Consider the following 24,299-nt stretch of genomic DNA (forward strand, 5'->3'; position numbering starts at 1 on the left):
ATAACCATTCTATTTTTAAGAAATTATTAAATTATCTAATTTTTGTCGATTTAATTTTTATTTCATAAATAAGATAAGAAAATACGACTAAATACTCAAGAGTTACAAACCATAAGTTTTCTTGCCAGGGTATATTTGCATAGGCTTGATAACTTAAAATAACAACGATACTCCAAACAATCGGGAATCTATATTTTGTAAAAATAGATAGAATAATTGGCGTTGCTACATACCAAGGGTGTACCGTGGTCGCTGTAAAATAATAAAAACACAAACCAAATAACATTGCTGTACATAGTTGTTGTAGTGAGGTGTTTTTTCTAAAGAAAGTTAATATACATAAGAAACCTATAGTAAGAACAGGAGTTATTTTACCAATGATGGCAATTTCATTATAACCTCTAAATAAGTAGCCTAATTCTCTAAAAAAATAATAGAAACTTGCATTAAATTCAAAATTTTTGAACCATAAACCCACTGAACCAGTATAGTTAGCAATTAATTCTTGAGAATAAAAAGGAAGGAATAAAAGGATGTTTGTGATAAAGATAATGGCGTAAAATGAAATTAATTTCCAAACCTCGTTGGTTTTTAAAACCTGTAAAATATTTTTGTGACCAACAAACCATTGAAAAAATAGGGGTAAAAATAGCAACGGAATTAATTTCACAGAAACAGAACAAGCAATTAGAATGGCTGCCCAAATCCATTTTTGTTGATACAGTTTGTACATTCCGAAAATTAAAAAAAATAGCATTACAGGTTCAAAATGTAAATTGCCTGTCATTTCTATAATGATAAACGGATTTAATATATACAAAAAAATATTTTTTACTGGAAGCTGTAACTTTTCTAAAAGTTTTTTACCAAAATATAAAATTCCGATATCGGCTAGGATTATAAGCACTCTTAAAACAATCACAGAACCAAAAATACTTTTACTAGAAAAAATAGCTGCAATTAAAAAGCATAGTTGGTTTAAAGGCGGATAATTTGTGTAATGACTTCCGTTTAAAACACCCATCCCTTGGTATAAGGTTGAGGCTTCTGCAATAGGTTTTAAACCTTGCTGAATAAAGGTTTGTGGTAATGATAAATACGGATTCAATCCTTCTAGAAGTATGCGGCCATCCCAAATAAATCGATAAAAATCTTGCGATAAATTTGGAGTTGCAAAAAGAAATATCAACCTAAAAATAACAGAAATTATAACGAGTGTTGTAAATGAAATTTGAGTACTTTTTATCAACCAGTAAAAACACCCAAATAACGAAAACCATAAAAATACGAGTTTGTTAAATTCGACTCTTTCTGTAAAATAAGCAAATAGAACGTATAAAACAATGCTTAAGAATAAAGGTAAAATATTTTTATATTTTTTAAAAAAATACATTACGCTTTTGAGAAAATAGATTTAAAGAACACATAAGAAAATCCTGCAAAAAGCATAAAATGGAAAGGAAATAGCCCAAAATCGCCTCCTTGATCTCCTACAATAAATGCACTATACATTCCGAAAACAAAATAAATTGCTAAAAGACCTTCTAAAATTACATGAACAGAAGGTTTCTTTTTGATGTATTTATTTGTTTTCCAAGCATCTTTTATAGTCGTAATATTAAATTTAGGAGTTCTTACAAATTCACTTTTTTTACCAAAATGACCTTCCAAAACACCAATAGTATTGTGCAAAGAAAAACCCATAGCAACAGAGAAAAAAGTAAAAAATGCACCAATATATTTTATGAACTTTATAAAGCTACTGCCATAAATATTTTTATACATATGCCAATAACAAACAAAAAAGATAATGGAGCTAGCGATAAAAAAGCTCATCACATAAAAATAATTTTTTAAATGTGCATATTCATTTTTAATGTACAACATCGGTATACTTAAAACGGCCACTAAAAAAATACAAATAAACATAGAGCTATTTAACAAGTGCAAGACTCCATGAATTTTTGTTTTTAAAGAAATATTTTTACTTGTAACAATGCGTCTTATCATTTTTTGAAAATTCTCTGCACCTCCTTTGTTCCATCTAAATTGTTGCGTTCTGGCTGCACTAATAACGACGGGTAATTCTGCGGGTGTTTCTACTTTCTCTAAATACTTAAATTTCCAATTTTTTAACTGCGCTCTGTAACTTAAATCGATATCTTCTGTAAGCGTATCACCTTCCCAATTGCCAGCATCGTAAATACATTCTTTACGCCAAATTCCTGCAGTTCCGTTAAAATTGATAAAATGACCTTTGCTATTTCTGCCCACTTGCTCTAGCGTAAAATGTGCATCTAGCATAAAAGCCTGAATTCTTGTAAGCGCAGAGTAATTTCTATTAATATGACCCCATCTGGTCTGTACAACACCAATTTCTGGATCTATGAAGTAAGGAACTGTTTGGTATAACCAGTCTGTTTTTGGTAAAAAATCAGCATCAAAAATGGCAATGAATTCACCTTTTGCAATTTTGAGTCCTTCTTTTAAAGCGCCTGCTTTGAACCCATCTCTGTTAGGTCTTCTAATATGCTGAATATCGATTCCTTTATCTTGGATTTCTTTGATCAATTTTGCAGTTATGTCTACGGATTCATCGGTAGAGTCATCTAAAACCTGAATTTCTAATTTTTCTAAGGGATATGCTAGTTCTGCAATGTTTTTTAACAAACGTTCCATGACATACAATTCGTTAAAAACAGGCAACTGAATGGTAATAAAAGGAATTTCAGAAGGTTTTTTAAAGTCGAATTTAAGAGAGGTATCTTCTTTGTCTTTGTATTTTAAATAATTTATAAGCAGATTTAGCTGTGCGAGTGCATAAATAAAAATTAGCACTAGACAGATGGTGTAGACGATTATAATTGAGTACGCTAAAACCATTATTTAAAACTGTATTTAAAAATCCAACCAAGTATTTTTATGCCTGCAAATATAGAACCTTTTACAGTACCTGAAACTTTAGAGACACCAATTCTATTTCTATATTTTACGGGTATTTCTATGTAACTCATTTTTTGTTTTAATACTTTTAATTGCATTTCTACCGTCCAACCATACGTTTTGTCTTCCATTTTCAGTGCTAACAATTGTTCGTATTTAATAGCTCTAAAAGGCCCTAAATCAGAAAATTTAGCATTAAAAAACAATTTCATTAGAAAAGTTGCTAACCAATTGCCAAAAATTTGCTGCGGTGTCATAGCACCATTTTCGCGCAATTCTTTTACGCGAGCTCCAACTACAAAGTCGATACCATCCTTTAAAATAGGTGCAATAATTTCTGTTAACTGTTCTGGATAATCAGAATAATCGCCATCTAAAAATACAACAATTTCTGGTTTTATACTTTGTTGTGAAATATAATCCATTCCTTTTAAACAGGCGTAACCATAACCCTTTCTGTTTTCTGATAAGACAGTGGCACCAGCGTTTTTAGCGTTTATTTCTGTATGGTCTGTAGAGTTATTGCTGATGACAATAATTTCATCAACAATTGCAGGAATGTCTTTAATGACGTTTCCAATAGAATCTTGCTCGTTAAATGCAGGAATAATTACTTTAATAATAGGTTTCATTATCTTAAATCGTTTAGACTATTTTCCTTTCTGAAAGATGAAAAACTTGTCCATTCTTTTACTTTTCTACCTGCTTTAAATTTCGAGGCTTTTACTAATTTGCTTTTTTGATATACCAAGCAATAGCCATTTTTTAGATTGTTTTTTAATTGACATTTATGACTCACATTTCCTGCGTTATCATAAAACAACCACCAATTACTTTTTGTATCTTTTTTAAAATGACCCTCTTTTTCGATAACTGAATTTTCGGCGTAAAAGTACCAATATTTAGTTGCTAAATTATCTTTAAAACTGCCTTCTTTTTTGATGTTTCCGTTTTTGTAATAAAATAGCCAATAATCAGTTTTTAAATTATTTAAAACTCAGCCTTTTTTTTTATTTGTCCGCTGGTATAATACTCTTTTTGATATTTTTTTTGGGCATAGATTGTACTACGTATCAATAAAATAAAGGTGATGAAAAGTTTATTCATTATTATCGTTTTTTCATAGGGAAATTTGTAATTTTTAAAGCTAAAAGCTAAAAGCTAAAAGCTAAAAGCCTAAAGCCTAGAGCTAAAAGCTAAACCTATTTCTTATTCACCAATTCCATTAAATCAATATCATTTCCTAGTAAAATTTCAGTCGGATTTATTCTTCCTTCTTCTGGGCCGTTCTCTAATTTTAAAACACCTCTTGGGCAAACAGCAGAACATATACCACAGCCTACACAACTAGAACGTACAATATTTTCACCTTTTTGGGCGTAGGCTCTTACATCAATTCCTTGTTCACAATAGGTTGAACAGTTTCCGCAAGAAATACACTGTCCGCCATTGGTAGTTATTCTAAAACGTGATTTAAAACGTTGAATAAAACCTAAATACGCTGCTAATGGACAGCCAAAACGGCACCAAACACGATTTCCAAAAATAGGATAGAAACCAGTACCAATAACACCTGCAAAAATAGCACCGATTAAAAAACCATAAATATCTTGAATTGTTTGTGTTTTGATTCCGATTACTTCGCCAGCCCCTGAATAGAATGTGTACAAAGCAAAACCTGTCATCACCAAAACAAAAATTAACACCGAATGAATTACAATACGCTCTACCCGCCAAGAAAGGAGCGTTTTGCTAGACAGCTGTCTGTAAGGATCTCCTAATGTTTCTGCCAAACCACCACAACCACAAACCCAAGAACAATACCATCTTTTACCAAAGAAATAAACCATTACAGGAACTACCACGACTGTTAAAACGACGCCCCAGACTAAAATAAACAAACCAAATGTTCCGCTTGCAAGTAGTTCGTCTAAATTCCATTTAAAGAAAAAATCATAGTCTAAAGGAAAGGCATTTTTAAAGTCGTACCAAGGTTTATCAAAACGAACTAAAATTTCTGGAATTAAAAAAGCAAATACAATTTGAAAGAACAAAACAGACGTTGTTCTTAAAATTTGATATTTACTGTGGCGGTATTTTATGTACATTCTTACAGCCATAACCGTCATCACGGTGCAATATAAAAAACCATATAAAAACCATTGACTGGCAGGATTACCGCTTGTAAATTTACTAATAGGGTCTACTAAATACACCCAGTTTACGATAAAATCTGGATAAAAATAAAGCAGAATATAAAAAGTCACCAAAAATATAAAGGCAAACCAACCAATCCAGCCACGGTTTGTAGCTGCGTTTAAAAATATGCCATCGTTTTTAATTCCTGGTTTACCTAATAGCACAACATCAGGAACGATGTATAGCAGTGCACCAATAATACCCAAGCCAAAAGTTAAAAACCAAGCGAGTGCTGTGTTGTCAGCAGCGAAACCTTTACCTGCTTTTTTTGCAAGTGTAAAACTTGTGCTATGAAGTTTGCCTGAAATTTTGTATTGATATTGTTGTCCTTTTTTAGTCCAATTTTTTTCAGCATTGTATTTTGCAATTAAAGCATCGTAATAATTGTTAGATGTTTCAATTGCAGTAATTACTTTGTCAGAAAAAGCAAAAATATTTAAATCTTCTTTATCAACAATTGCTTTAGAAAGTTCGTCTTTGATGATTTCACTTTTATATCCCTTTTCGGAAATAAAAGTATCTAATTCTTGCGGAGTTAAACTAAATGAACCTGTAAAAATAGCTCCTATAAAAAGGGCTAATCCTATTAAAAAGATTACTAAACCTGTCTGTTGTATAAATTTCACAATAATAATTTTATGTTATAAGTTTTAGTTGAAAGACTTTTATGGGTGCTTACTCTCATTTAAAGGCTAAAAATTCGTTTCCAACTTTTTTTCTTTAGTTGGATGTTGGTGTTGTTTTCTTGATTAAATTTCGATAGAATTTCAACCTCATATAATTTATAAAATTCAGGGTCAAAATTAGCATCTGATAAAAATTCTAAAACATGTGCAATCGGTTTATTTTCTGTGAGCCATTTGTCAAAAATTTCATGACGCATTCTAATTCCGAATGTATTAATCCCTAAAAATTGATGGGTGTTTTTATCATAGGAAATAGTAATACAAATATTTTCTTTTGGATGTTGCCATTGAAAATATTTTTCATGCTCCAGTTTATCTCGTTCACTAAATACCCACCCATAAGTTTGATATTCGATATCTAAAAACTTGGCAGAATTAAACCAGTGTCCTGGGTTGTACTCCCTTTTTTTGCCGCAAATTGTTTGCGCTAATGCTTCGCCCATCATGCGGCCTGTATACCAAACAGCTTCAATATTTCTGCGCTGTCCTATGGCTTCATGTTGTTCTGCACAATCGCCAATGGCATAAACGTGGGGTATGTTGGTTTCTAAAAAACGATTGACTAAAATTCCACGTTTTGTTGCAATGTTAGAATCCTTTAAAAAATCAATATTGGGTACAACACCGGCGGTTAAACCCACTACATTACAAAATATTTCTTCGCCAGTTTCTTCAATAATAATCGATTTTACAGTGCCATTTTCATCCGCTTTAATCTCTTTTAAATTAGTGCTTAAACGCAAATCGATATGGTGTTCTTTGATGTGTTTAGTAATCATTTCTGATTCTTGTGTTGGTAAAACCCCATTCCAGAAACTAGCTTCACGTACTAAAAAGGTAACCGGAATTTTTCTACTTCTTAACATTTCTGCCAATTCAATACCAATCAATCCACCACCAACAATTACAGCTCTCTTGCAAACCTCTTTATTGGGCGCATGTTTTTCTAGATTCTCTAAATCTTGTTTGTGGTACATGCCCATAACGCCTTTTAAATCTTGCCCTGGCCAGCCAAATTTATTCGGTTTAGAGCCCGTAGCAATAATTAATTTATCATAAGCAAGTGTAGAAGAATCTTTAAATGTGAGTATTTTTTCATCCGTATTTAAATGAGTTACAAAACCTTCTTTTAAGTCGATGCTATTTTTATCCCAAAACCAGTTTTCATACGGTTGTGTGTGTTCAAATTTCATGTGCCCCATGTACACATACATGAGCGCGGTTCTTGAGAAAAAGTATTTGGATTCTGCAGAGACGATCGTAATTTTTTTATCAGAATTTTTTCGGATATGCCTTGCAGCCGTAACTCCAGAAATTCCGTTTCCGATAATAACAATATGTTCCATGGTTTGTAGGTTGTTGGGTTTATGTCGAAGTTAATATGAAGAACTTAAATTTTAATAGCAATTTAGAATTGATTTAAATAAAAAACAAATTGATTTTAAAGAATTTTGTAAGTAAGTCATTTTTTAATTGACTTACCTTGTGATTTAAACAAAATCAATCAAAATGAACTTTAAATTCATAAAAACAGCTTTTTTAGTCTTTGTTCTTATCAGTATTCATTTGGTTGCACAAAACGATTCAGATGTTGATAGCGAATTAAGTGCAATGCAAGCCAGTAATATTCAATTTTATACACCTTCTAAATTACTAAACAAAGGTCAATGGGATATTAAGTTTTTTAATAACTTATACACAGAAATAGTAGCTAAATTTAACGGTGTAAAAAGGGCTAAGGCAAGAGAAACCTATTTTACATCGACGCTAGATATTTTTACAGGAGTTACAGATAACAACAGGGTAAACATTGGTTTGTTATTAGCGTACAGATCTAATACTATAAATGGTAAAAAAGCAACGGCGGTTTTTAATTTTGCTGATGATGTTCGTTCAAGAAATAGTTTGTCTTCTTTTGCGCCTGCATTAAAATGGCAGCCCATAGAAAATACCGATAAATTTTCTATTCAGAGTGCTTTTCATATTCCTTTAGTAGTTGAAGAAAAGGACATCAATCGTGTTTTTTTAGATCAAACTGCATACATGTTTCAAAATAGATTTCTTTATGATTATACATTACCAAGCGGCAATTGGCAATTGTTTACAGAATTAAATACAGAATATAATTTTGGCGAAGATGCTAGTTTTGCCAACAATACTTTTGTGATTGCTCCTGGGTTTTTTATAAGTTATTTTCCACATAATAAGTCTACCGTATTCGTTTCGGTACAGCATTACCAACGTTTTGGAGATTTTACACAAGATTTTACCACAATGGGTTTTGGGGGCAAATATCAATTGACAGAAGTTTTAAATTTAGAAGTTTTGTACAACAAATTTGTAAGAGGAAACGATACTGGTTTGGGGCAAAGTTTTAACATGGGTTTAAGGGCGTTGTTCTAATAAAAAGGACTATTTTTAGGGAGATTTATGAAAACAAAAAATCTCTTTTTATTCGCACTTATTTTGGCACATTTCTCGTGTACAGGTCAAACCAAAAAAATTAACGGATTAAGCTTTGTGGCCTCAAGAGATTCTATCGATGTTACACATATAGCGCCCGTTTTAAAGGCACAAAGTAATTATGTTGCCTTGATGCCTTTTGGTTTTATAAAAAAATTGGCATCGCCTCAAATAATACATAATACCAAAAGACAATGGTTCGGAGAAACTGAAAACGGATTGTTACAATACGCAAAAGAGTTTCAAAAGAACAGCATAAAAATTATGGTAAAACCCCAGATTTGGGTTTGGAATGGCGAATTTACAGGATTGATAGAAATGGATTCTGAAGAAAATTGGTTAATGTTAGAAGAATCGTACAGCGCTTTTATACTCACGTATGCAAAAGCTGCGCAAAATTTAAAGGCAGATATGTTTTGTATAGGAACCGAACTAGAAAAATTTGTACAGAACAGACCTCAATATTGGCTAGGGTTAATCAAAGAAATTAGAAAAGTTTACTTTGGTAAATTAACCTACGCTGCAAATTGGGACGAGTTTAAAAGAATTCCTTTTTGGGGAGAAATCGATTTTATTGGCATTGATGCTTATTTTCCTTTGAGTGATCAAAAAGCGCCAACAATACAAGAGTTTGAAATGGGTTGGAAACCCCATAAAAAGGAAATTATGAAAATTCAAAAACAATTTAACAAACCTGTTTTGTTTACCGAATTTGGGTATAGAAGTGTAGATTTTAATGGTAAAAAACCCTGGGACTCTAACAGAGTAGAAGGGAACATTAATTTACAAGCGCAAGCAAATGGCCTGCAAGCAATTCATAATCAATTTTGGAACGAAGAGTGGTTTGCAGGTGGTTTTATTTGGAAATGGTTTCATCGTCATGATAAAGTTGGTGGTCAAAATAATAATAGATTTACGCCACAAAATAAACCTGCAGAGGTTTTATTGCAGCAATTATATAGGCAATAATTTATTTTTGAAACATGACGAAAGTCGTAGAAAACCATTGTATAGAAAGTTAAATTTGTAGTATCATTTTAAAATAATTCCTTATGAAAAATATAATAGTACCCATTGATTTTTCTGAATATTCAGAATATGCCTTAAAAGCGGCGGCACTTTTATCAAAAAAAACAGCCGTAACGGTGTATGCTTTGCATATGCTAGATATTCATGAAGTAAGTTTGTCACAAAGCCCTGAATACAGTCAAGAAAAGGCTGTGTTTTTATTAAAATTAGCAGAAAAAAGATTCAAAGAATTTTTAAAAAAAGACTACTTACAAGATGTTAAAGTTGTTCCTATTATTAAGCACTATAAAGTTTTTAGTGAGGTAAATTCTATAGCAAAAGAAGTAGATGCAGACTTTATAATTATGGGGTCTCATGGAGCAAGTGGGCTAAAAGAATTTTTTATGGGCTCTAATACAGAAAAAGTAATTCGATATGCAGAAGTGCCAGTTTTGGTTGTTAAACATGAGCTATTCGATATTAATTTTTCTGATATTGTTTTTGCTACAGATTTCTCTGAAGAGTCTATTGCTACCTTTAAAAAAATGCTCAATTCATTAGATTTTTTAAATGCTAGAAAGCACCTTTTATATGTGAACTTGCCAAATGAAAATTTTAAGACAACGCCAGAAATGGATTTTTTAGCAAATAATTTTTTAATGCAAGCAGAAGGAAATGTAGATCGATTAATTAATGTTAATTTTGTGTGTGCAAAATCTATTGAAGATGGTATTTTAACGTTTTCAAATTTAATAGGTGCCGATCTAATAACGCTAATTACAAATGGCAGAAAAGGATTGTCTCATGTTTTTACAGGGAGTATTTCTGAAGATATTTCAAACCATGCTGCGCTACCAATTATGACTTTTAAAATTTAAAATCTTTTATGAAATTAAAATATATAGCGTTTGTTTTTTGTGTTTTAATATTTTGTGTCTCTTGTTCTGTAGATAACGATGAAATAATCCCAAGAGACTTGCAAGAATATATAGCTGCAAATAGCGATAGTGAATTAAACGATGTTATTGCATACGCCGCAAATGCAGATGCCAATTTAGCATTGACTTATATTTTCTATTATCCGGTTGATGGTGCTACAGAAATAAAATATTTTGAAACAGAAAATGCCACTGTAGATGAAAATAATTTTGCTAATTATACAAGAAAAATTTTAGCAGAAACGGCTATTTTTGGCGGAAAGTTAAAACGTTTTTCACGATCAGGTGCTGGTGAATCTTGGTGCATTGTTACCTATTTAACAGGGGGTAAATTAAATAGATCAGCACCGATAAGATTAAAAAATGCAACGAACCCAACAAACTGGAAAAATGAGGTTGCCATAGAATATACTACTCCTTTAGAACCCAAATTTACTTGGTCAGACTTCGGTATTACAGATAATGACATTTATTTTCAAGTGCTTACAGATGAAGAAAATGATTTTATTTCAGGAATTTATACGCGCAATAATTTTTTTCAATATTATGATATTTCAGATACAGATCAAGACCTTGTTATCAATACAAAAAATCCGCCAAGTTTAATTTTAGATGCTACCTATAATTTTACTTTAATGGCTCTAAGTAAAGATAATTGGGTGAATTTGATGATTCAGAAATCATTTGTAGTCAAATAATGAACTGCAAAACATGTGTGTTTCGCTTGTTTTTTTTAGCAATATATAAATAAATTTAAAGGTTTTTTATCTCTGTAATTTGTTGTTTTTAAGAATGCACATCAAAATAGTTTTTTAAACTAGAAAATAATTGAAGATAAACGGAATTGGTTAAACAGCATGCGTTTTGGTCTGTCTTCTAGTTAATATACTTCTTTTTGTGCCTTTTGCTTTAGATCATAATATGAATTTGCGATGTGCGGGTATTTTGTTAGCTAGAGTGACTAATCATTTTTTTTAAATTCGGAATATAGGTATACAGTTTCCGATAAAAAATGGCTGGCAATTCAGACGAATATTTTTGCTGATATGAGTTTTTGGCGAAATCCTGAAAAGAATCCTAATAATTTTTTTAAGTTTGATAGTTTAAAATGTTACAGTAGTGTTAGTTTGCCCTGTATCAGTAACAAAATATACAAAGCTATTTTTAAAGTAGATTTTAGTTTTGGTATGCTCATTCCAAAAAAATAATGCTGAAGGAGGTTTAATTTTTGGTAGTATTCAATATTTTTAGTGATAATTTAACGTATTATTCTTTGAGATGAGGTTCTAGATGTTAGTTTTGTAAAAAATAAAATTATAATGAGAACGTTTGCAGTTGGTGATATTCATGGAGGTTTTAAAGCGTTGGTGCAAGTTCTAAATCAGTTAGAAATACAAGAGGAGGATACCATTATTTTTATGGGAGATTATGTTGATGGTTGGAGCGAATCTGCCCAAGTAATCGAATTCTTGATTAATGTGTCACAAAAAATTAACTGTATTTTTATCAAAGGAAATCATGATGTTTGGTGTCAGAATTGGTTAAAAGATAAATCTGTAAATCCGTCTTGGTATTTGCACGGAGGTAAAGAAACGATAGATAGTTATGAGGGTTTTTCTGATGATGAAAAGAAACAACATTTAATATTCTTTGAGAATATGCCTTTTTATTATTTAGATAGCGACCATAGATTGTTTTTGCATGCAGGTTTTACTTCGATGCACGGCGTTGAAAAAGAAGCGTTTTCGCATACTTTCTGCACAGACAGAACTTTATGGGAAATGGCTTTGGCAATAGATAAAAAAATGGCTAAAAACAGTGCGAATTATCCTAAAAGGCTAACGCATTATAAGGAAATTTACATTGGTCATACGCCTACAACGAATTACGCAGAAACGGTACCAATGAAAGCAATTAATATTTGGAATGTTGACACTGGAGCTGCCTTTAAAGGACGAGTTACAGCAATGAATATAGACACAAAGGTTTTTTTTCAGAGCGATTGTTTACCAGATTTATATCCTAATGAAAAAGGAAGAAATAAATAAGTGCCTTCTTTCTTTTAAACTATTTCTAAAGTTATAGCTGTAACTTTAGATGCAATAGGTGCAACGTTTAAAGAGGCTGTCTTAAGTTTTGAAAAAAAATATTTTAGAGGTTTTTATCGAGCACTAGTAATGTTTTTTTTGATTTTAATACACTTATTCTTTATCCTACTACGTTTATTTTTTAAAAAGCGCAAATACTACTACATTCCTTTTTTTGATATCCAAATCGTCATTTTAATGTAAATTTGGGTTTTCAATTATTTTTATGAACTTATAATTCCCCCAATTATGAAAAAGAATACTTTAAAATAAGCAGCAATTCTTTTAGGAGTTGCAATGGGCCTGTGTCTTTTAGACCTTAATCTACCAACCATATCTAGCATAAATTCTTTAGCAGACGGTTTTACGGTTATAACATTTTTCTATTGTTTCTTTCCCTATTTAATTTTAGCCTTTAATTTATTTGGTAAATTTTTGAAATCCTTTCTGAAACTTGATACAAACTAGTTTTTAGTTGTAAGTTAAAATTAGTTTACAAGTTATTAATCTAAAGAAGGTTGCTTTTTATCGAATATTAATTTCTGAATCACTTTTAAAAGTGAACTTTGTATATCCTCTAAAAAATAAATATGATCTTAAAGAATAAAAAATTCAATAGTAAAAGTAATTTCCTGTTAAATTTAACGCTATTATGTGCTTTTTTATCAATGTTTCATGCAAACGCACAGTGTGTAGTGACAACAGATTGCGATGGTGACGGAATTGTAAATAGCATTGATTTAGATGACGATAACGACGGTATTTTAGATTGTGTAGAAAATGGTTCAAGCACGCCGTTTTTGAGTAATTTGTTTTCTACTGCGGGCAGTGCATCTTTTATCAGTGCAAGCGAAATAGAACTTACACCAGACTTGCAAACGCAAGCTGGGTCGTCGATGTCTTTTGGTAAAATTGATTTTAATCAAAATTTTGATTTTTCGATAGAAATTAATTTAGGCGTTAAAGATATAGGAGCAGATGGTATTGCAATTGTTTTTCATAACGATTCTAATGGTATTGCTACTGTTGGTTCTACAGGTCAAGGAATTGGCGCTAGAAATATTAGAAACGGTATTGCTATAGAATTTGATACGCATCAAAATATAGAAGATTTAAGGAATGATCATACGCAAATAAAAAATACAAGGACTTGGGTTGACCTTACACCAATGACCGATTTAGGGAATATAGAAGATGGCAAATGGCATCTTGTAGATTTTAGTTGGGATGCAGATGCTAAAACGTTAAGCTATTCTTTTAATGGCACTGTTATCGCAAATTATACGGATGATTTAATCGCGAATGTGTTTAACGGGGAATCTAATGTTCATTTTGGTTTTACGTCATCTACTGGAGGATTAAGCAATAGTCAAAAAATTAGATTAATCAATGATTTATGTAGTTATCCTTTATATGTAGATACGGATAATGATGGTATTCCAAATCATTTAGATACAGATTCAGACAACGATGGGTGTCCAGACGCTTTAGAAGGAGGCGCTAACTTTACAATTACTGATATCGATAGCAATGGTCAATTAACAGGTGATGTAAATACAAACGGAGTTCCGTTAGTTGCAATGTTAACAAGTCAAACAGTAGGCAGTAGTTTAGATGATACTGTAAGATCATCTATTTGTGATACTCCTTATCAACCAACCGCGACAGCAGATTGTTTTAGTATTTTTGTAGAAAATAACATTCACGTAACTAGTGGTGGTACAAATGGAAGTTTAGCAGCAGGAGGCGATTTAACCATAAACGGTAATTATGGAGTTGCTTTGCAAGACTGTGGTTGTTTTGAAAGTAACGGAAATAAAGTAGGCCTTTTAGTAGCTGGCAAAGTTCAGTATACTTCGGGTGTTTTAAAGTTATACAATCCAACACAATATGCACAAATTGGCACAAGTGCAGGATCTAATGCATGGTATGCAGATCCACAAAACGCACCAACACCAATTCGAATAACACCAGCAGCAGATTATCAGAGCGCCTCTTATATTCAATTGTCAGGAAATGCAGCAGGTTTTAACGCATCTGCCGGAACAAACGCTGTGTTTGCAAAAGATTTGATTGATTTTCCTTTAGCTTTTCAAAGATTACGAACAAATTCAACGAGTATGTCAGAGAATGCACACAATGCATCTTTAGAAGACGCTGCAGGCAATTCAATATCCAATATTAATCCACCCAGCGATTTAGAAATTTTTCTAAACAATGGCATCAACTATATGAACATTACAGGGGCAGATTTAAATAGCGTTCAGAATTTTACCGCTCAAAATCACCCAGATGCAACTAAAGTATTAGTGATTAATGTAAATGCACCTGCTACTTTTAATTGGAATGTATGGTCTCAAGGAGGGTTTGCAGATCAAGACTCACCTTACGTACTCTATAATTTTTATAATACTACGGAGTTAATCATGGAAGGGAACAACGATGTATTCGGAACTATTTTAGCGCCCTTTGCAGCGATTATAAAAACGGTACACACCGCAGATATTTTAGGACAGGTAATTGGAACTTCTTTTACACAAGACGGTGGCTATGTAAAATGTGCCAACTTTATCCCCGAAGTAGTAGATTCTACAGTTTCAAATTTTGCACCTGTAGCAACATTAACTGTTAACAATACCGAATGTTTAAATGGTAATGAGTTTGTTTTTAACAATACCTCAAACATACAGCCAGCAACACAGCCAACAGACCCAATTTCATATACATGGAACTTTGGAGACGGGACAACTAGCAATTTTATGAAGCCTACTAAAACCTATTCAGATGCAGGCATCTATACAGTTACTTTAACCGCTACAAACACTTTTGGCGCTGATACTACCACAACTCAAATTACTGTAATACCTGTTGTAAATGCAGATATTACCACAACAACAATGAGTGCTACAGATGCTTCAGTAACCAAAGAGTTTACCCTAAACAATCCCAATGATTTTACAAATTATTCTTGGGCTTTAACCGGAACAGGGGCTGGTTTATTTCCGAATCAAACAACAGTAAACTTTACGTTTACCCAATCAGGAATGTATAATATTCTCTTTTCTGGAACCAATTTAAATGGATGTACGGTAAAAACAATCAAAGTGGTAGTGATTAGTTCTAACGAAGTTACCGGAGGTAACGACGGGGCGATTGAAAGTGAATCTTTAGGCGATATCATTTCTAAAATCTATGTAGGTCGTAAGAAAAACTCTGTACCAACAAAGTTTGTAAAATCAAATGCCAATTTGTACAACAAAGCAAAGTTAAAATCAGCACAGCCTTATCAAGGAAAAGGACAAACAATGTTAGACATGTTTCCTACAGAATTAGTTGCCGGAAACATTGCGAATATTACCTCACCAACAGACATTTTAGATTATACGGTTGCCGATGAAGTATTGTCTGTAGATTTTTCTTTAGACGGAAAAACAAAAGGGGTTGTATTAGGGATTAAAACATCTGATAAAATCTACAACCATACCAAAGCATCTTGTGATCGATTAAGAGGTGCCGAGATTTTAAACATTCAAACAGTTCAATTAGAGGGCTACAATTTCTTAATGCAAGGCATTCAGCAAAGAAACGGTGTGGTAGAATATGCTATCTCTTTTGCAACGGCAAAGAACAACAACGAGAACACGTATACCATTCAAACCAACTGGTATGTAAACAACTACACCAAGTTTAACGATGTGTATAATTTTCAAGTATGGTCTACGAATCCTGAAGGTACTAAAAAGTTAGTGACGGATATTTTAAAGAACTTAAGAACCTTTATTCCTGTAACACAAACAGAACTGCAGAAAGTTCCAGAAACCTTTGCGGCAAAAATATCAAGAGAGCAAGCAGATTTGGTCATTCTATTAAGAAGCACAAAAGAAGGTTTAAACACCGAGATCTCTATGGAAGAATTGTACTCTGAAACGGCCAATAATGTAAAATACAGATACAATCCTGTAAATACAGCGTTTGAGCAAACAGTAAGAGTAGACATCAAAGATGGTTATGAATATGATGCTTTGATCAAAGTAAACGGACAAGTAGAAGACGCTTTTTATCATTCAGACGGAAACTGGGGATTGGATTTCGACAAGAGATACACCGAGGTAAAAGAGTATTTTGTATCTAATGATTTCGACAGATTTTATAATGACGATGAATATGCTATCAACAGAAATATAGCCATCAAAGCAACGAGTGAATATGATTATTTAACGGTTTATAAGTCATTATTACCCGGAACATTATCTGCAGATTATTCCGAATACAAGTATGTTGCTTTTACAGCAACAGGCTCTGGATTAATGGAGTTAGGTTTGATCAAATCATCAATTGAAAACTGGAAATCACAATACAGAATCATGGTCGACGTCTCTGAAGAAGCACAAACCTACTATGTACCTTTTGATGTGTTTACATCTACCGGAACCTTGGATGAGATGACTGTAGAAGATTTTACCACCTTAACCTTTACGTTTTTACCTGTAGAAGCACAAACAAAAGAATTAGACTTAAACATTTCTGATGTAAGGTTTACCAAGACAGCTGTTGAAAGTGAAACAATACAAAAAATCAAAACTTTTGAGAATGAGTTTATGGCCTATCCAAATCCATCAAAAGGAAATGTAAACTTGTTATTGTTTAGTAAAACAGATACAGAAGCAACAGTAACTTTAACAGATATTACGGGCAAAATCATCTACCAAGGAGAAACAACATTAACAGCGGGTAAAAATGAACTAGCGTTCGATTTTAAGGTGAAACCAGGAGTAATGCTTTTAAAAGTAACCAGCAATCAAGTAAATTATGGGACCTCTAAAATTCTATTCAGATAGTCTAATAGTGTGTAAGCGCTAAATATATTTTTCATTTTATATCGATAAAGTGTGTTTATCTTAAAAAAAAACAATTCATCGACATAAGCAGGTTAATTATAGGGCTTACCGTTTTTTAAGAGTTTATATTTATAACTTTGTTCAAAAGAAAAACAGAATGTTCTTTAAAAAGTTCATTTTATCATCAAATTTTAAAATAGTAATAGACATTAGGTTTATTGTGTTTAACCCTCAAATCAAATTATATGAAAACTAAATTTTTTACATTAATTATTTTATTAACATTATTACAAGGTTGTACTAATGAATTTCCAAAAGATAAGGCTGAATCAGTAGCATACATCACGGATGATATTACAACATTGGTGGTACCCAAAGGTCACGATTTAAGACCTATTACATTACAAAATACCAACATTAATTTATCTGAAGAATCTAAAGCAGATATTGTAAAAATAAAAATATTCAAAATTGAGAATGATACGTATAAATTATTGTTCGATGGCGCTATTGATAGAGAAAAATCAATTAGTAGTCTTATCAAAATACCTAATCATGTAGGTTTGTTAGCGGTACAAGCAGATTTAGCAAGAGGCACAAGAGAGTGGGTCCTAACACCTAATGAATTAGGAAGTTTAGTTATTGAAGATGAAGTTCTAATTGATGAGGAGGATAGTGAAAACAAAAGCGCTACTGCAGCTAAAACAAGCGCAGCATTTTCTAAAGACAATCCTCCATCATGGAATTGCGGTGATTATGCCGAATTTAATGGCAACGATGACGGTAATTTCCAAATAACCACTAATTCAACGCAATCACTTACAGTTACTAAAAACACAAGTATCTATATATGTAGCGGTAGCTCTTGGAATCCAACCTTGTTAACTGATTGGGGTAGTAAACTTACTATCTATGTCGCTAGTGGGGCGAGTTTATCTCTTCGTGGATCATTATATTCAACTACATATAACGAAGGTACTTTTAATGGAGTAAATACAATCTTCACAAATAAAAGTGAATTTAACAACTGGGGGACTGCGAATATTGTTGGAAATCTTGGTGTCTTTTCTGATGAAATAAATATTTATGGAGGAACTTGTAATATTTCGGGATCTTTAAGCATAGAGGGACATTTTGATAATGATGGAGGAACTGTAAATGTTGGTGGAAGTGTTACAATTTCAGATAAATTGCACAATAAAGAGGGATCTACACTTAAAGTTGGTGGGGATTTTACTGTTAATAGTGGTGAATTTAAAAACGAATGTAAAACTACTATTTCTGGTAACTTCGTAAACAGTAAAAAAGTAGAATTTAAAAATGCTTCTTACACCGCAATAACTGGAAGTTTTACAAGTAATCCAAGTACCGATATAAAAATTGAAGAAGGTTCAATATTTAAATGTGCAAGTATTACATCTGGCGGAAACATAAAAGGAAATCATGGGTATTCTATTATAGAAACTGGTTCTATAACTTTTTGGTCATCAAGTAAACAGTTTAAAGGAGAATTAGATATTTGCTCTAATAGTTATACAGACGGCATGGGTGATAACAAAGTAATTAATTCTTGTACTACTTTTATCTCTACCAGTGCTTGTTCATTAGGATATAATAACGCAGTTGATAACGATAACGATGGCGCAATTGCAGGTGTAGATGTAGATGATAACAACGCGAGTGTAGCTTCTTATCAGTATCCGCAAGGACAAAATACTTTCTTTACATCGTTGTATGAAGATTTATATCCGTGTATGGGAGATTACGATTTAAATGATTTAGTACATAATTACACGTACCAAGAAAGTATCAGTAATGGAGAAAATGCTTCGATAACCGAAATTAAATTCAATTATAAATTTCCAGCAATAGGAGCAGGTTTTAACAACAGCCTTGTTTTACGTGTTATGGATGAAGATAATAATGCAACTTTAAATTTAGAGAGCTCTGATCGGTATGCTAGCAGCAAAATAACAAGAATGCATGACAGTCAGAATAATACAACCTTATTTATTTTTAATAATATAAAAACAATCTATACCGAGAATGTTAGTGGCATCATTAATACGGTGGAAATAGAGTATTCAGACATTCCAGTAATTTCAGGAACTGTTTCAAATATAAACGGAGCTTATGACGAGTTTATACTTCAAGATGGTAAGTTGGGTCATGAAATACATCCTTTATATAATGAGTTGCACCGTAATTATTCGGCTTTAAACACACCAACGATGTACAATGATGCAAATAACTTTTCAAGATGTGATGATAAGTCTTTAGGTGATGGTAATTTATTTATAAATGCAAACGGATTTCCTTGGGTGTTAACAGATTTACCAATGGATTTACCTTGGCCAAAAGAGGGGGTTTTAATTTTAGAAGCGTATCCTAATTTTGATGATTTTGTAATTTCAAATCCTGCTTTAGATTGGTATTCAAGTATTAATGGAAACAGAGAAGAATCGCAAATAATAAAATAATTAAATAGAGTTTAAACAATTACAAAGCGCCTACATAATAGTAATCAACTAGTATGTAGGCGCTTTTATAGTTTGTTTAAGTTTGTGTACAGCTAAATTATTAGGTATTTTGAATACGATTTCAATTAAAATAGCAGGCTAAATTTCTTGAAAAAAAAACAGGGCATTTTATTTATTGTGATGCTCAATTTTGCTTTTTAGAGTGATGTAGATTACTTTTAATGAATAGAAATTAAACGATACCAGAAATTTGATTGAGTATTTACACTTCAGCTCTACTATTGTAGCGGCTAAAATAAAATAGTAGCTAAATAAAAAGTAGTGGTATCTAGTGTCCAGTAAACACAGAGCTTATTTATTTTATAAGAGAGTTGCTTTGTAAACTCTTTAAATACAAAAAAGGTTGTTGCTTGTTTTCGGTTAATTTTTTTGTAAGTTGATTTATTTTAGGTGATTAAGGTGTTTTTTTAAAGGATAAAAAATTATAACTTCCTATTATTTTTACTTTTTAAAAAGGTTTGTAGAAAGCCAAATAAAAATAATCAAGATAAACTCAAGCAGAAATTGTAGAATATTGAATTCTAAAATGAGGCTTCTTTCTGTTTTTCTGGTTAAAAACACAAAACTGTGGCATATAATTTTTGTTTAAAAATTTTTTTAGTTGATGCTTTGCAGTAACGAATTCAATTATTTTTTACTAAAAGGATATAATTCTTGCTTCAAAAACCCTTTCGGGAAATGTTCATCACCATTAAAACCGATTTCAATATCTCTGCCAGAATGCGGAATATAATTGGTTTTAAAAAGATAATCCCAGATACTTAGAGTAAGTCCGAAGTTTACACCAAATTTTCTTTCTGCTGGTAATTTTTTAGCGTGATGCCAAATGTGCATTTTAGGGTTGTTAAAAATGTATTTTAAAAAGCCATAATCCCAATTGATATTGGCATGATTTAAATGCCCAATAGTGATGTTAAAAAAGTGCACAAATGCAACATCTTGTGCAGAAAAGCCTCCAATAATTGCTAAAGGAATATAGCGTAAAGAATTATAAACAACAGGTTCCATCCAATGATAACGCAAGTGTGCAGCAAAGCCCATTTGTTTTACAGAGTGATGCACTTTGTGAAAATTCCAAAGAAATTCAACTCTATGTAATAATCTATGCGTCCACCATTGTGCAAAATCAACCACAATAAAAAAGATAAAAATACGAGGTACAAAAGCCATTGAATTCAAATCTAATAATTGAAAACTAGCAACAGATAAACCTATAAATCCTAAAATATCATTAAAAATTGCGGCTGCAGAATTTGATAAAGCAATTAAAACAATTAAGTTTAATAAAAAGAAATTAAAAAACATGTAAAACGTGTCTAACCAAAAATCTTTTCTGAATAAAGATTGATTTTTACGCCAAGGAAAAATAGCTTCCAATCCCCAAACAACCAAAGAGATTATAATTAATCCGTAGAAATAGTTCTCCCAATTAAGATCCATTAAAACAGACTGTTTTATGTAATTCCAATAATTGGAATAGGAAATTTTTATGATTTCTATATATTTATCCATCGACTACAAAGATACAGAGAGCTTTTAAATTATTAAAAGTGGGATACTTAAATATATCATAAAACCTTAATCACTTCTTTAAAGAGGGTAATCATTTTTGGTTCTGCTTCACCAGCAATCGCAATAATTTCTGAAATATCTACCGGTTGTAAATTTTTAGGATCACATTCATCTGTTAAAACAGAAATAGCAGCACAAGGTAAGTTTAACTGCTTGGCAACAATAACTTCAGGAACTGTGCTCATTCCAACAGCATCTACTTCTAAAATTTGCAACATTCTATATTCTGCTCTTGTTTCTAATTGCGGTCCTAAAACGCTTGCATAAATTCCTTTATGTAATTGAATTTTATGTTCTTGAGCAATTAAATTCAATTGCGAGTTCATTTCGGCAGAGTACGGTGCCAACATATCAGCAAAAATATTACCAAAGTTATTGGCGCCTGGAAACGCTAAAGGAGAACTTCCCTGCAAATTAATATGGTCTTCAATGAGCATTAAATCACCTTTCTTATAGGCAAGATTGATAGCTCCGGCAGCATTTGAAATTAGTAATTTCTTGATTCCTAAACCATGCATGGTTCTAATTCCGTAGGTAACTTCCCAAGCATCATACCCTTCATATAAGTGAAAACGACCAGCCATTACAAGTACTTTTTTGCCAGATAATTCTCCGTAAATTAGTTTTCCTGAATGAAATTCTACGGTTGCTTCAGGGAAATTAGGAATATCGGCATATGCAATCTCTTTTTCAATAGAAACTTCGTTCACTAATCTTCCCAAGCCTGTTCCTAAAACAATTCCTATTTCTGGATTTGTAATTCCGTTTGATATTAAAAAATTGACTGTTTCTTTTAATTGGTGTTTTTTCATAAGTATTACTGAATCACTAATTTTTGAGTTTTTGATTTTCCTTCCATATTAATTTTAACGAGATAAATTCCGCGACTAAAATTAGAAATATTAAGGGTTGTTTTTGTGTTGTTCTTTTGATGAAAAACTTGTTTTCCTAAAACATTAAAAATACGAATTTCAGCAGAACTAGTATTCATATTTAAAAAATGAATTTTGTCTTTTGCGGGATTTGGATAGAAAGAAATTTTATCTATTTTAAAAGTATCATTATCTAATACCGAACAAGAACTAGCATTAAATTTAGTAAAAGTCCCTAAATCCCAAAAATGATTAAATTGCAAACAATAGAAAAAAACGGTATCAAAATCAGAAATATCTTTGTTGTCTGGAATGGTAACTGAAAGCGACTGTTTTCCTGAAGGTTTTATCAAACCGAAATCAATATGATTTAAAGTAGCAATTAATGTTTCCGTTAATTCCTCTTTTGTTTTTCCATTTGATGAAACTAAAAAAGCTCTTACATCTGGTCCTGGCTCTGTAGAAAAATTTTCTTCAAGAGATAGTGTTATTTGATTTTTAGATGTTAATGAAATGCTTACATCACCAGAAATATTATAAGAAGGCGCATCTTTTACATTGTTGCCAAATTCGCCAAGAGTTTCTGTGCATTGTCCATGTATGTTGATACTAATAAATGCTAAAAGTAAGATAAGTAGTAATTTTTTCATGTAAATTATTTAGGGTCTATAAACGAATCCATGATTTCTGGAATATGTACAAGATCTTCATATACATCTATGTCGTTTTTTATTGCCAATAATTTCACTTTTTTATTCTTTAAATCTTCTAACGTATCTTTTCTAACGCTTTCTGTGCCCCATTCTTTATTTATGAAGATGTTTTCTTGCAACGAATTCATTCCTAAAAGATAGTAACCACCATCTTCAGCAGGCCCAATAACAACATCATTCGTGTCTAATTCTTGAAATCCTTTTTCGATGTTTTCCGACGATAAATCATACAAATCACTCCCTATAATCATCACTTTTTGATAACCAGCTTCAAATCCGTTTTTGAAAGCGTTTTGCATTCTTATGCCTAAATTTTCACCAACTTGTTGGTGTTTTTGATATACTTTTGCATCCCAAATATCATTTTCTCTAATTTTTACGGAATAATAGACCGCTTTATCAGAATTTACTTCACTTGAAACATCACGAGTTCTTTCTAGTAAAAATTTATAGATTTCTAAAGCAGTTTCATCACCAACCGTTTTTGCTAAACGTGTTTTTGCTTTGCCTAATTCAGGATTTCTTGTGAAGATTAAAAGTAAGTTTCTACTATATGAATTCATTTTTTATAAATTTTAAACAACGAACAACGTAAATCGTCCATCGATTACCGTTTATCGTCTATCGTTAACCGATTATAGTTAGCCGAACGTCGTAAATCGATCACCGAACACCGAACACCGAACAACGAACAACGTAAATCGTCCATCGATTATCGTTCATCGTTAACCGATCATAGTTAGCCGAACGTCTTAAATCGATTACCGAACATCGTAAATCGAACAACGAACAACGTAAATCGTCCATCGATTATCGTCTATCGTTAACCGATTATAGTTAGCCGAACGTCGTAAATCGATTATCGATTACCGAACAACGAACAACGAACAACGAACAACGAACAACGAACAACGAACATCGTAAATCGAACAACTAATAAACCTTTTCTCCCTTTTTGAGCCATTTACCCCAGTTTTTATTAAAAGCATGCACTTTTTCTGTTGATTTTCCTAAAGTGTCAATTACTTGAAAATCGGCATTTTTCCACTCAAAAATACCGCCATATAAATTATAAACATTGGTGTAGCCTTCTTGCATTATTTTATAAGCAATTGTTTCAGAACGAATTCCTAAAGAACAATACACCACAATTTTTGTCGCTTTATCTTTTGGTAATTTTCGCAAAGTTTCTTCGATTTTAAAATCGTTATAACCCACAGAAATAGCATCTTGCAAATGGCTCACTTTAAACTCTTTTTCTTCTCTTGCATCTAATAAAATAGCGTTTGTTTTGGGCATTGCCAAAGTTTCTACAGACATATAAGGAATATTTCGCTGATTCCATTTGTTTAGTAATTTATCTAGTTTTTTCTGACCAAAAGTTGCTGAACTAATAACTAAAAAAAGTAGGAGAATTTTTTTCATAAAATGTGTTTTAAA

Annotated in this window: 17 protein-coding genes; 7 read left to right on the forward strand and 10 right to left on the reverse strand. The window is 31.9% G+C overall.

What is annotated here, in order from left to right; all coding sequences use genetic code 11:
• Positions 1 to 31: 31 nt before the first annotated feature.
• From ES044_RS00915 to ES044_RS00940, 5 genes are all read right to left on the reverse strand, one after another.
• Positions 32 to 1,393: a mannosyltransferase gene (locus ES044_RS00915; protein WP_147117673.1), complete on the reverse strand. Its 1,362-nt coding sequence runs from the start codon at positions 1,391 to 1,393 to the stop codon at positions 32 to 34.
• Positions 1,393 to 2,883 carry a cellulose synthase family protein gene (locus ES044_RS00920; protein ID WP_147117674.1) on the reverse strand — a complete coding sequence of 497 codons (1,491 nt, stop codon included), beginning with the start codon at positions 2,881 to 2,883 and terminating at the stop codon, positions 1,393 to 1,395. The genes ES044_RS00915 and ES044_RS00920 overlap by 1 nt, the downstream gene beginning before the upstream one ends.
• Complete coding sequence (locus ES044_RS00925; protein ID WP_189663149.1) at positions 2,883 to 3,575, reverse strand: glycosyltransferase family 2 protein; 693 nt, start codon at positions 3,573 to 3,575, stop codon at positions 2,883 to 2,885. The genes ES044_RS00920 and ES044_RS00925 overlap by 1 nt, the downstream gene beginning before the upstream one ends.
• Positions 3,576 to 4,145: 570 nt before the next feature.
• Complete coding sequence (locus ES044_RS00935) at positions 4,146 to 5,768, reverse strand: 4Fe-4S binding protein (protein WP_147117676.1); 1,623 nt, start codon at positions 5,766 to 5,768, stop codon at positions 4,146 to 4,148.
• Between the two features lie 59 nt (positions 5,769 to 5,827).
• On the reverse strand, positions 5,828 to 7,174 hold the full coding sequence (locus ES044_RS00940; RefSeq protein ID WP_147117677.1) for an NAD(P)/FAD-dependent oxidoreductase: 1,347 nt from the start codon (positions 7,172 to 7,174) through the stop codon (positions 5,828 to 5,830).
• Positions 7,175 to 7,337: 163 nt separating this feature from the next.
• Between ES044_RS00940 and ES044_RS00945 the strand changes: the two genes are divergently transcribed.
• From ES044_RS00945 to ES044_RS00975, 7 genes are all read left to right on the forward strand, one after another.
• Positions 7,338 to 8,231 (forward strand): hypothetical protein, encoded by an 894-nt coding sequence (locus ES044_RS00945; protein ID WP_147117678.1) that lies wholly within the window; start codon positions 7,338 to 7,340, stop codon positions 8,229 to 8,231.
• A gap of 27 nt (positions 8,232 to 8,258) precedes the next feature.
• Complete coding sequence (locus ES044_RS00950; RefSeq protein WP_147117679.1) at positions 8,259 to 9,260, forward strand: glycoside hydrolase family 113; 1,002 nt, start codon at positions 8,259 to 8,261, stop codon at positions 9,258 to 9,260.
• A gap of 83 nt (positions 9,261 to 9,343) precedes the next feature.
• A complete protein-coding gene (locus tag ES044_RS00955; protein WP_147117680.1) occupies positions 9,344 to 10,177 on the forward strand; it encodes a universal stress protein in 834 nt (277 codons plus the stop codon).
• Between the two features lie 8 nt (positions 10,178 to 10,185).
• Positions 10,186 to 10,935 carry a hypothetical protein gene (locus ES044_RS00960; protein WP_147117681.1) on the forward strand — a complete coding sequence of 250 codons (750 nt, stop codon included), beginning with the start codon at positions 10,186 to 10,188 and terminating at the stop codon, positions 10,933 to 10,935.
• 621 nt (positions 10,936 to 11,556) lie between these two features.
• Positions 11,557 to 12,285 carry a metallophosphoesterase family protein gene (locus ES044_RS00965; protein WP_190311484.1) on the forward strand — a complete coding sequence of 243 codons (729 nt, stop codon included), beginning with the start codon at positions 11,557 to 11,559 and terminating at the stop codon, positions 12,283 to 12,285.
• 629 nt (positions 12,286 to 12,914) lie between these two features.
• Positions 12,915 to 17,162, forward strand: coding sequence for a collagen-binding domain-containing protein (locus tag ES044_RS00970; RefSeq protein WP_147117683.1), 4,248 nt, complete (start codon positions 12,915 to 12,917; stop codon positions 17,160 to 17,162).
• A gap of 245 nt (positions 17,163 to 17,407) precedes the next feature.
• Entirely contained in the window at positions 17,408 to 19,642 is a 2,235-nt protein-coding gene (locus ES044_RS00975; protein WP_147117684.1) for an LruC domain-containing protein, read from the forward strand.
• A 687-nt stretch (positions 19,643 to 20,329) separates the two neighbouring features.
• On the opposite strand, the gene ES044_RS00980 is transcribed toward ES044_RS00975, so the two are convergent.
• From ES044_RS00980 to ES044_RS01000, 5 genes are all read right to left on the reverse strand, one after another.
• Complete coding sequence (locus tag ES044_RS00980; protein WP_147117685.1) at positions 20,330 to 21,214, reverse strand: sterol desaturase family protein; 885 nt, start codon at positions 21,212 to 21,214, stop codon at positions 20,330 to 20,332.
• Between the two features lie 56 nt (positions 21,215 to 21,270).
• Positions 21,271 to 22,086, reverse strand: coding sequence for a purine-nucleoside phosphorylase (locus tag ES044_RS00985; RefSeq protein WP_147117686.1), 816 nt, complete (start codon positions 22,084 to 22,086; stop codon positions 21,271 to 21,273).
• Positions 22,087 to 22,091: 5 nt separating this feature from the next.
• Positions 22,092 to 22,796 carry a DM13 domain-containing protein gene (locus tag ES044_RS00990; protein ID WP_147117687.1) on the reverse strand — a complete coding sequence of 235 codons (705 nt, stop codon included), beginning with the start codon at positions 22,794 to 22,796 and terminating at the stop codon, positions 22,092 to 22,094.
• A gap of 5 nt (positions 22,797 to 22,801) precedes the next feature.
• Entirely contained in the window at positions 22,802 to 23,422 is a 621-nt protein-coding gene (locus ES044_RS00995) for a TIGR04282 family arsenosugar biosynthesis glycosyltransferase (RefSeq protein ID WP_147117688.1), read from the reverse strand.
• A 370-nt stretch (positions 23,423 to 23,792) separates the two neighbouring features.
• Entirely contained in the window at positions 23,793 to 24,284 is a 492-nt protein-coding gene (locus ES044_RS01000; protein ID WP_147117689.1) for a rhodanese-like domain-containing protein, read from the reverse strand.
• Between the last annotated feature and the right edge of the window lie 15 nt (positions 24,285 to 24,299).

The sequence above is a fragment of the Polaribacter sp. IC066 genome (assembly GCF_007997085.1).
Classification (GTDB): Bacteria; Bacteroidota; Bacteroidia; order Flavobacteriales; family Flavobacteriaceae; genus Polaribacter.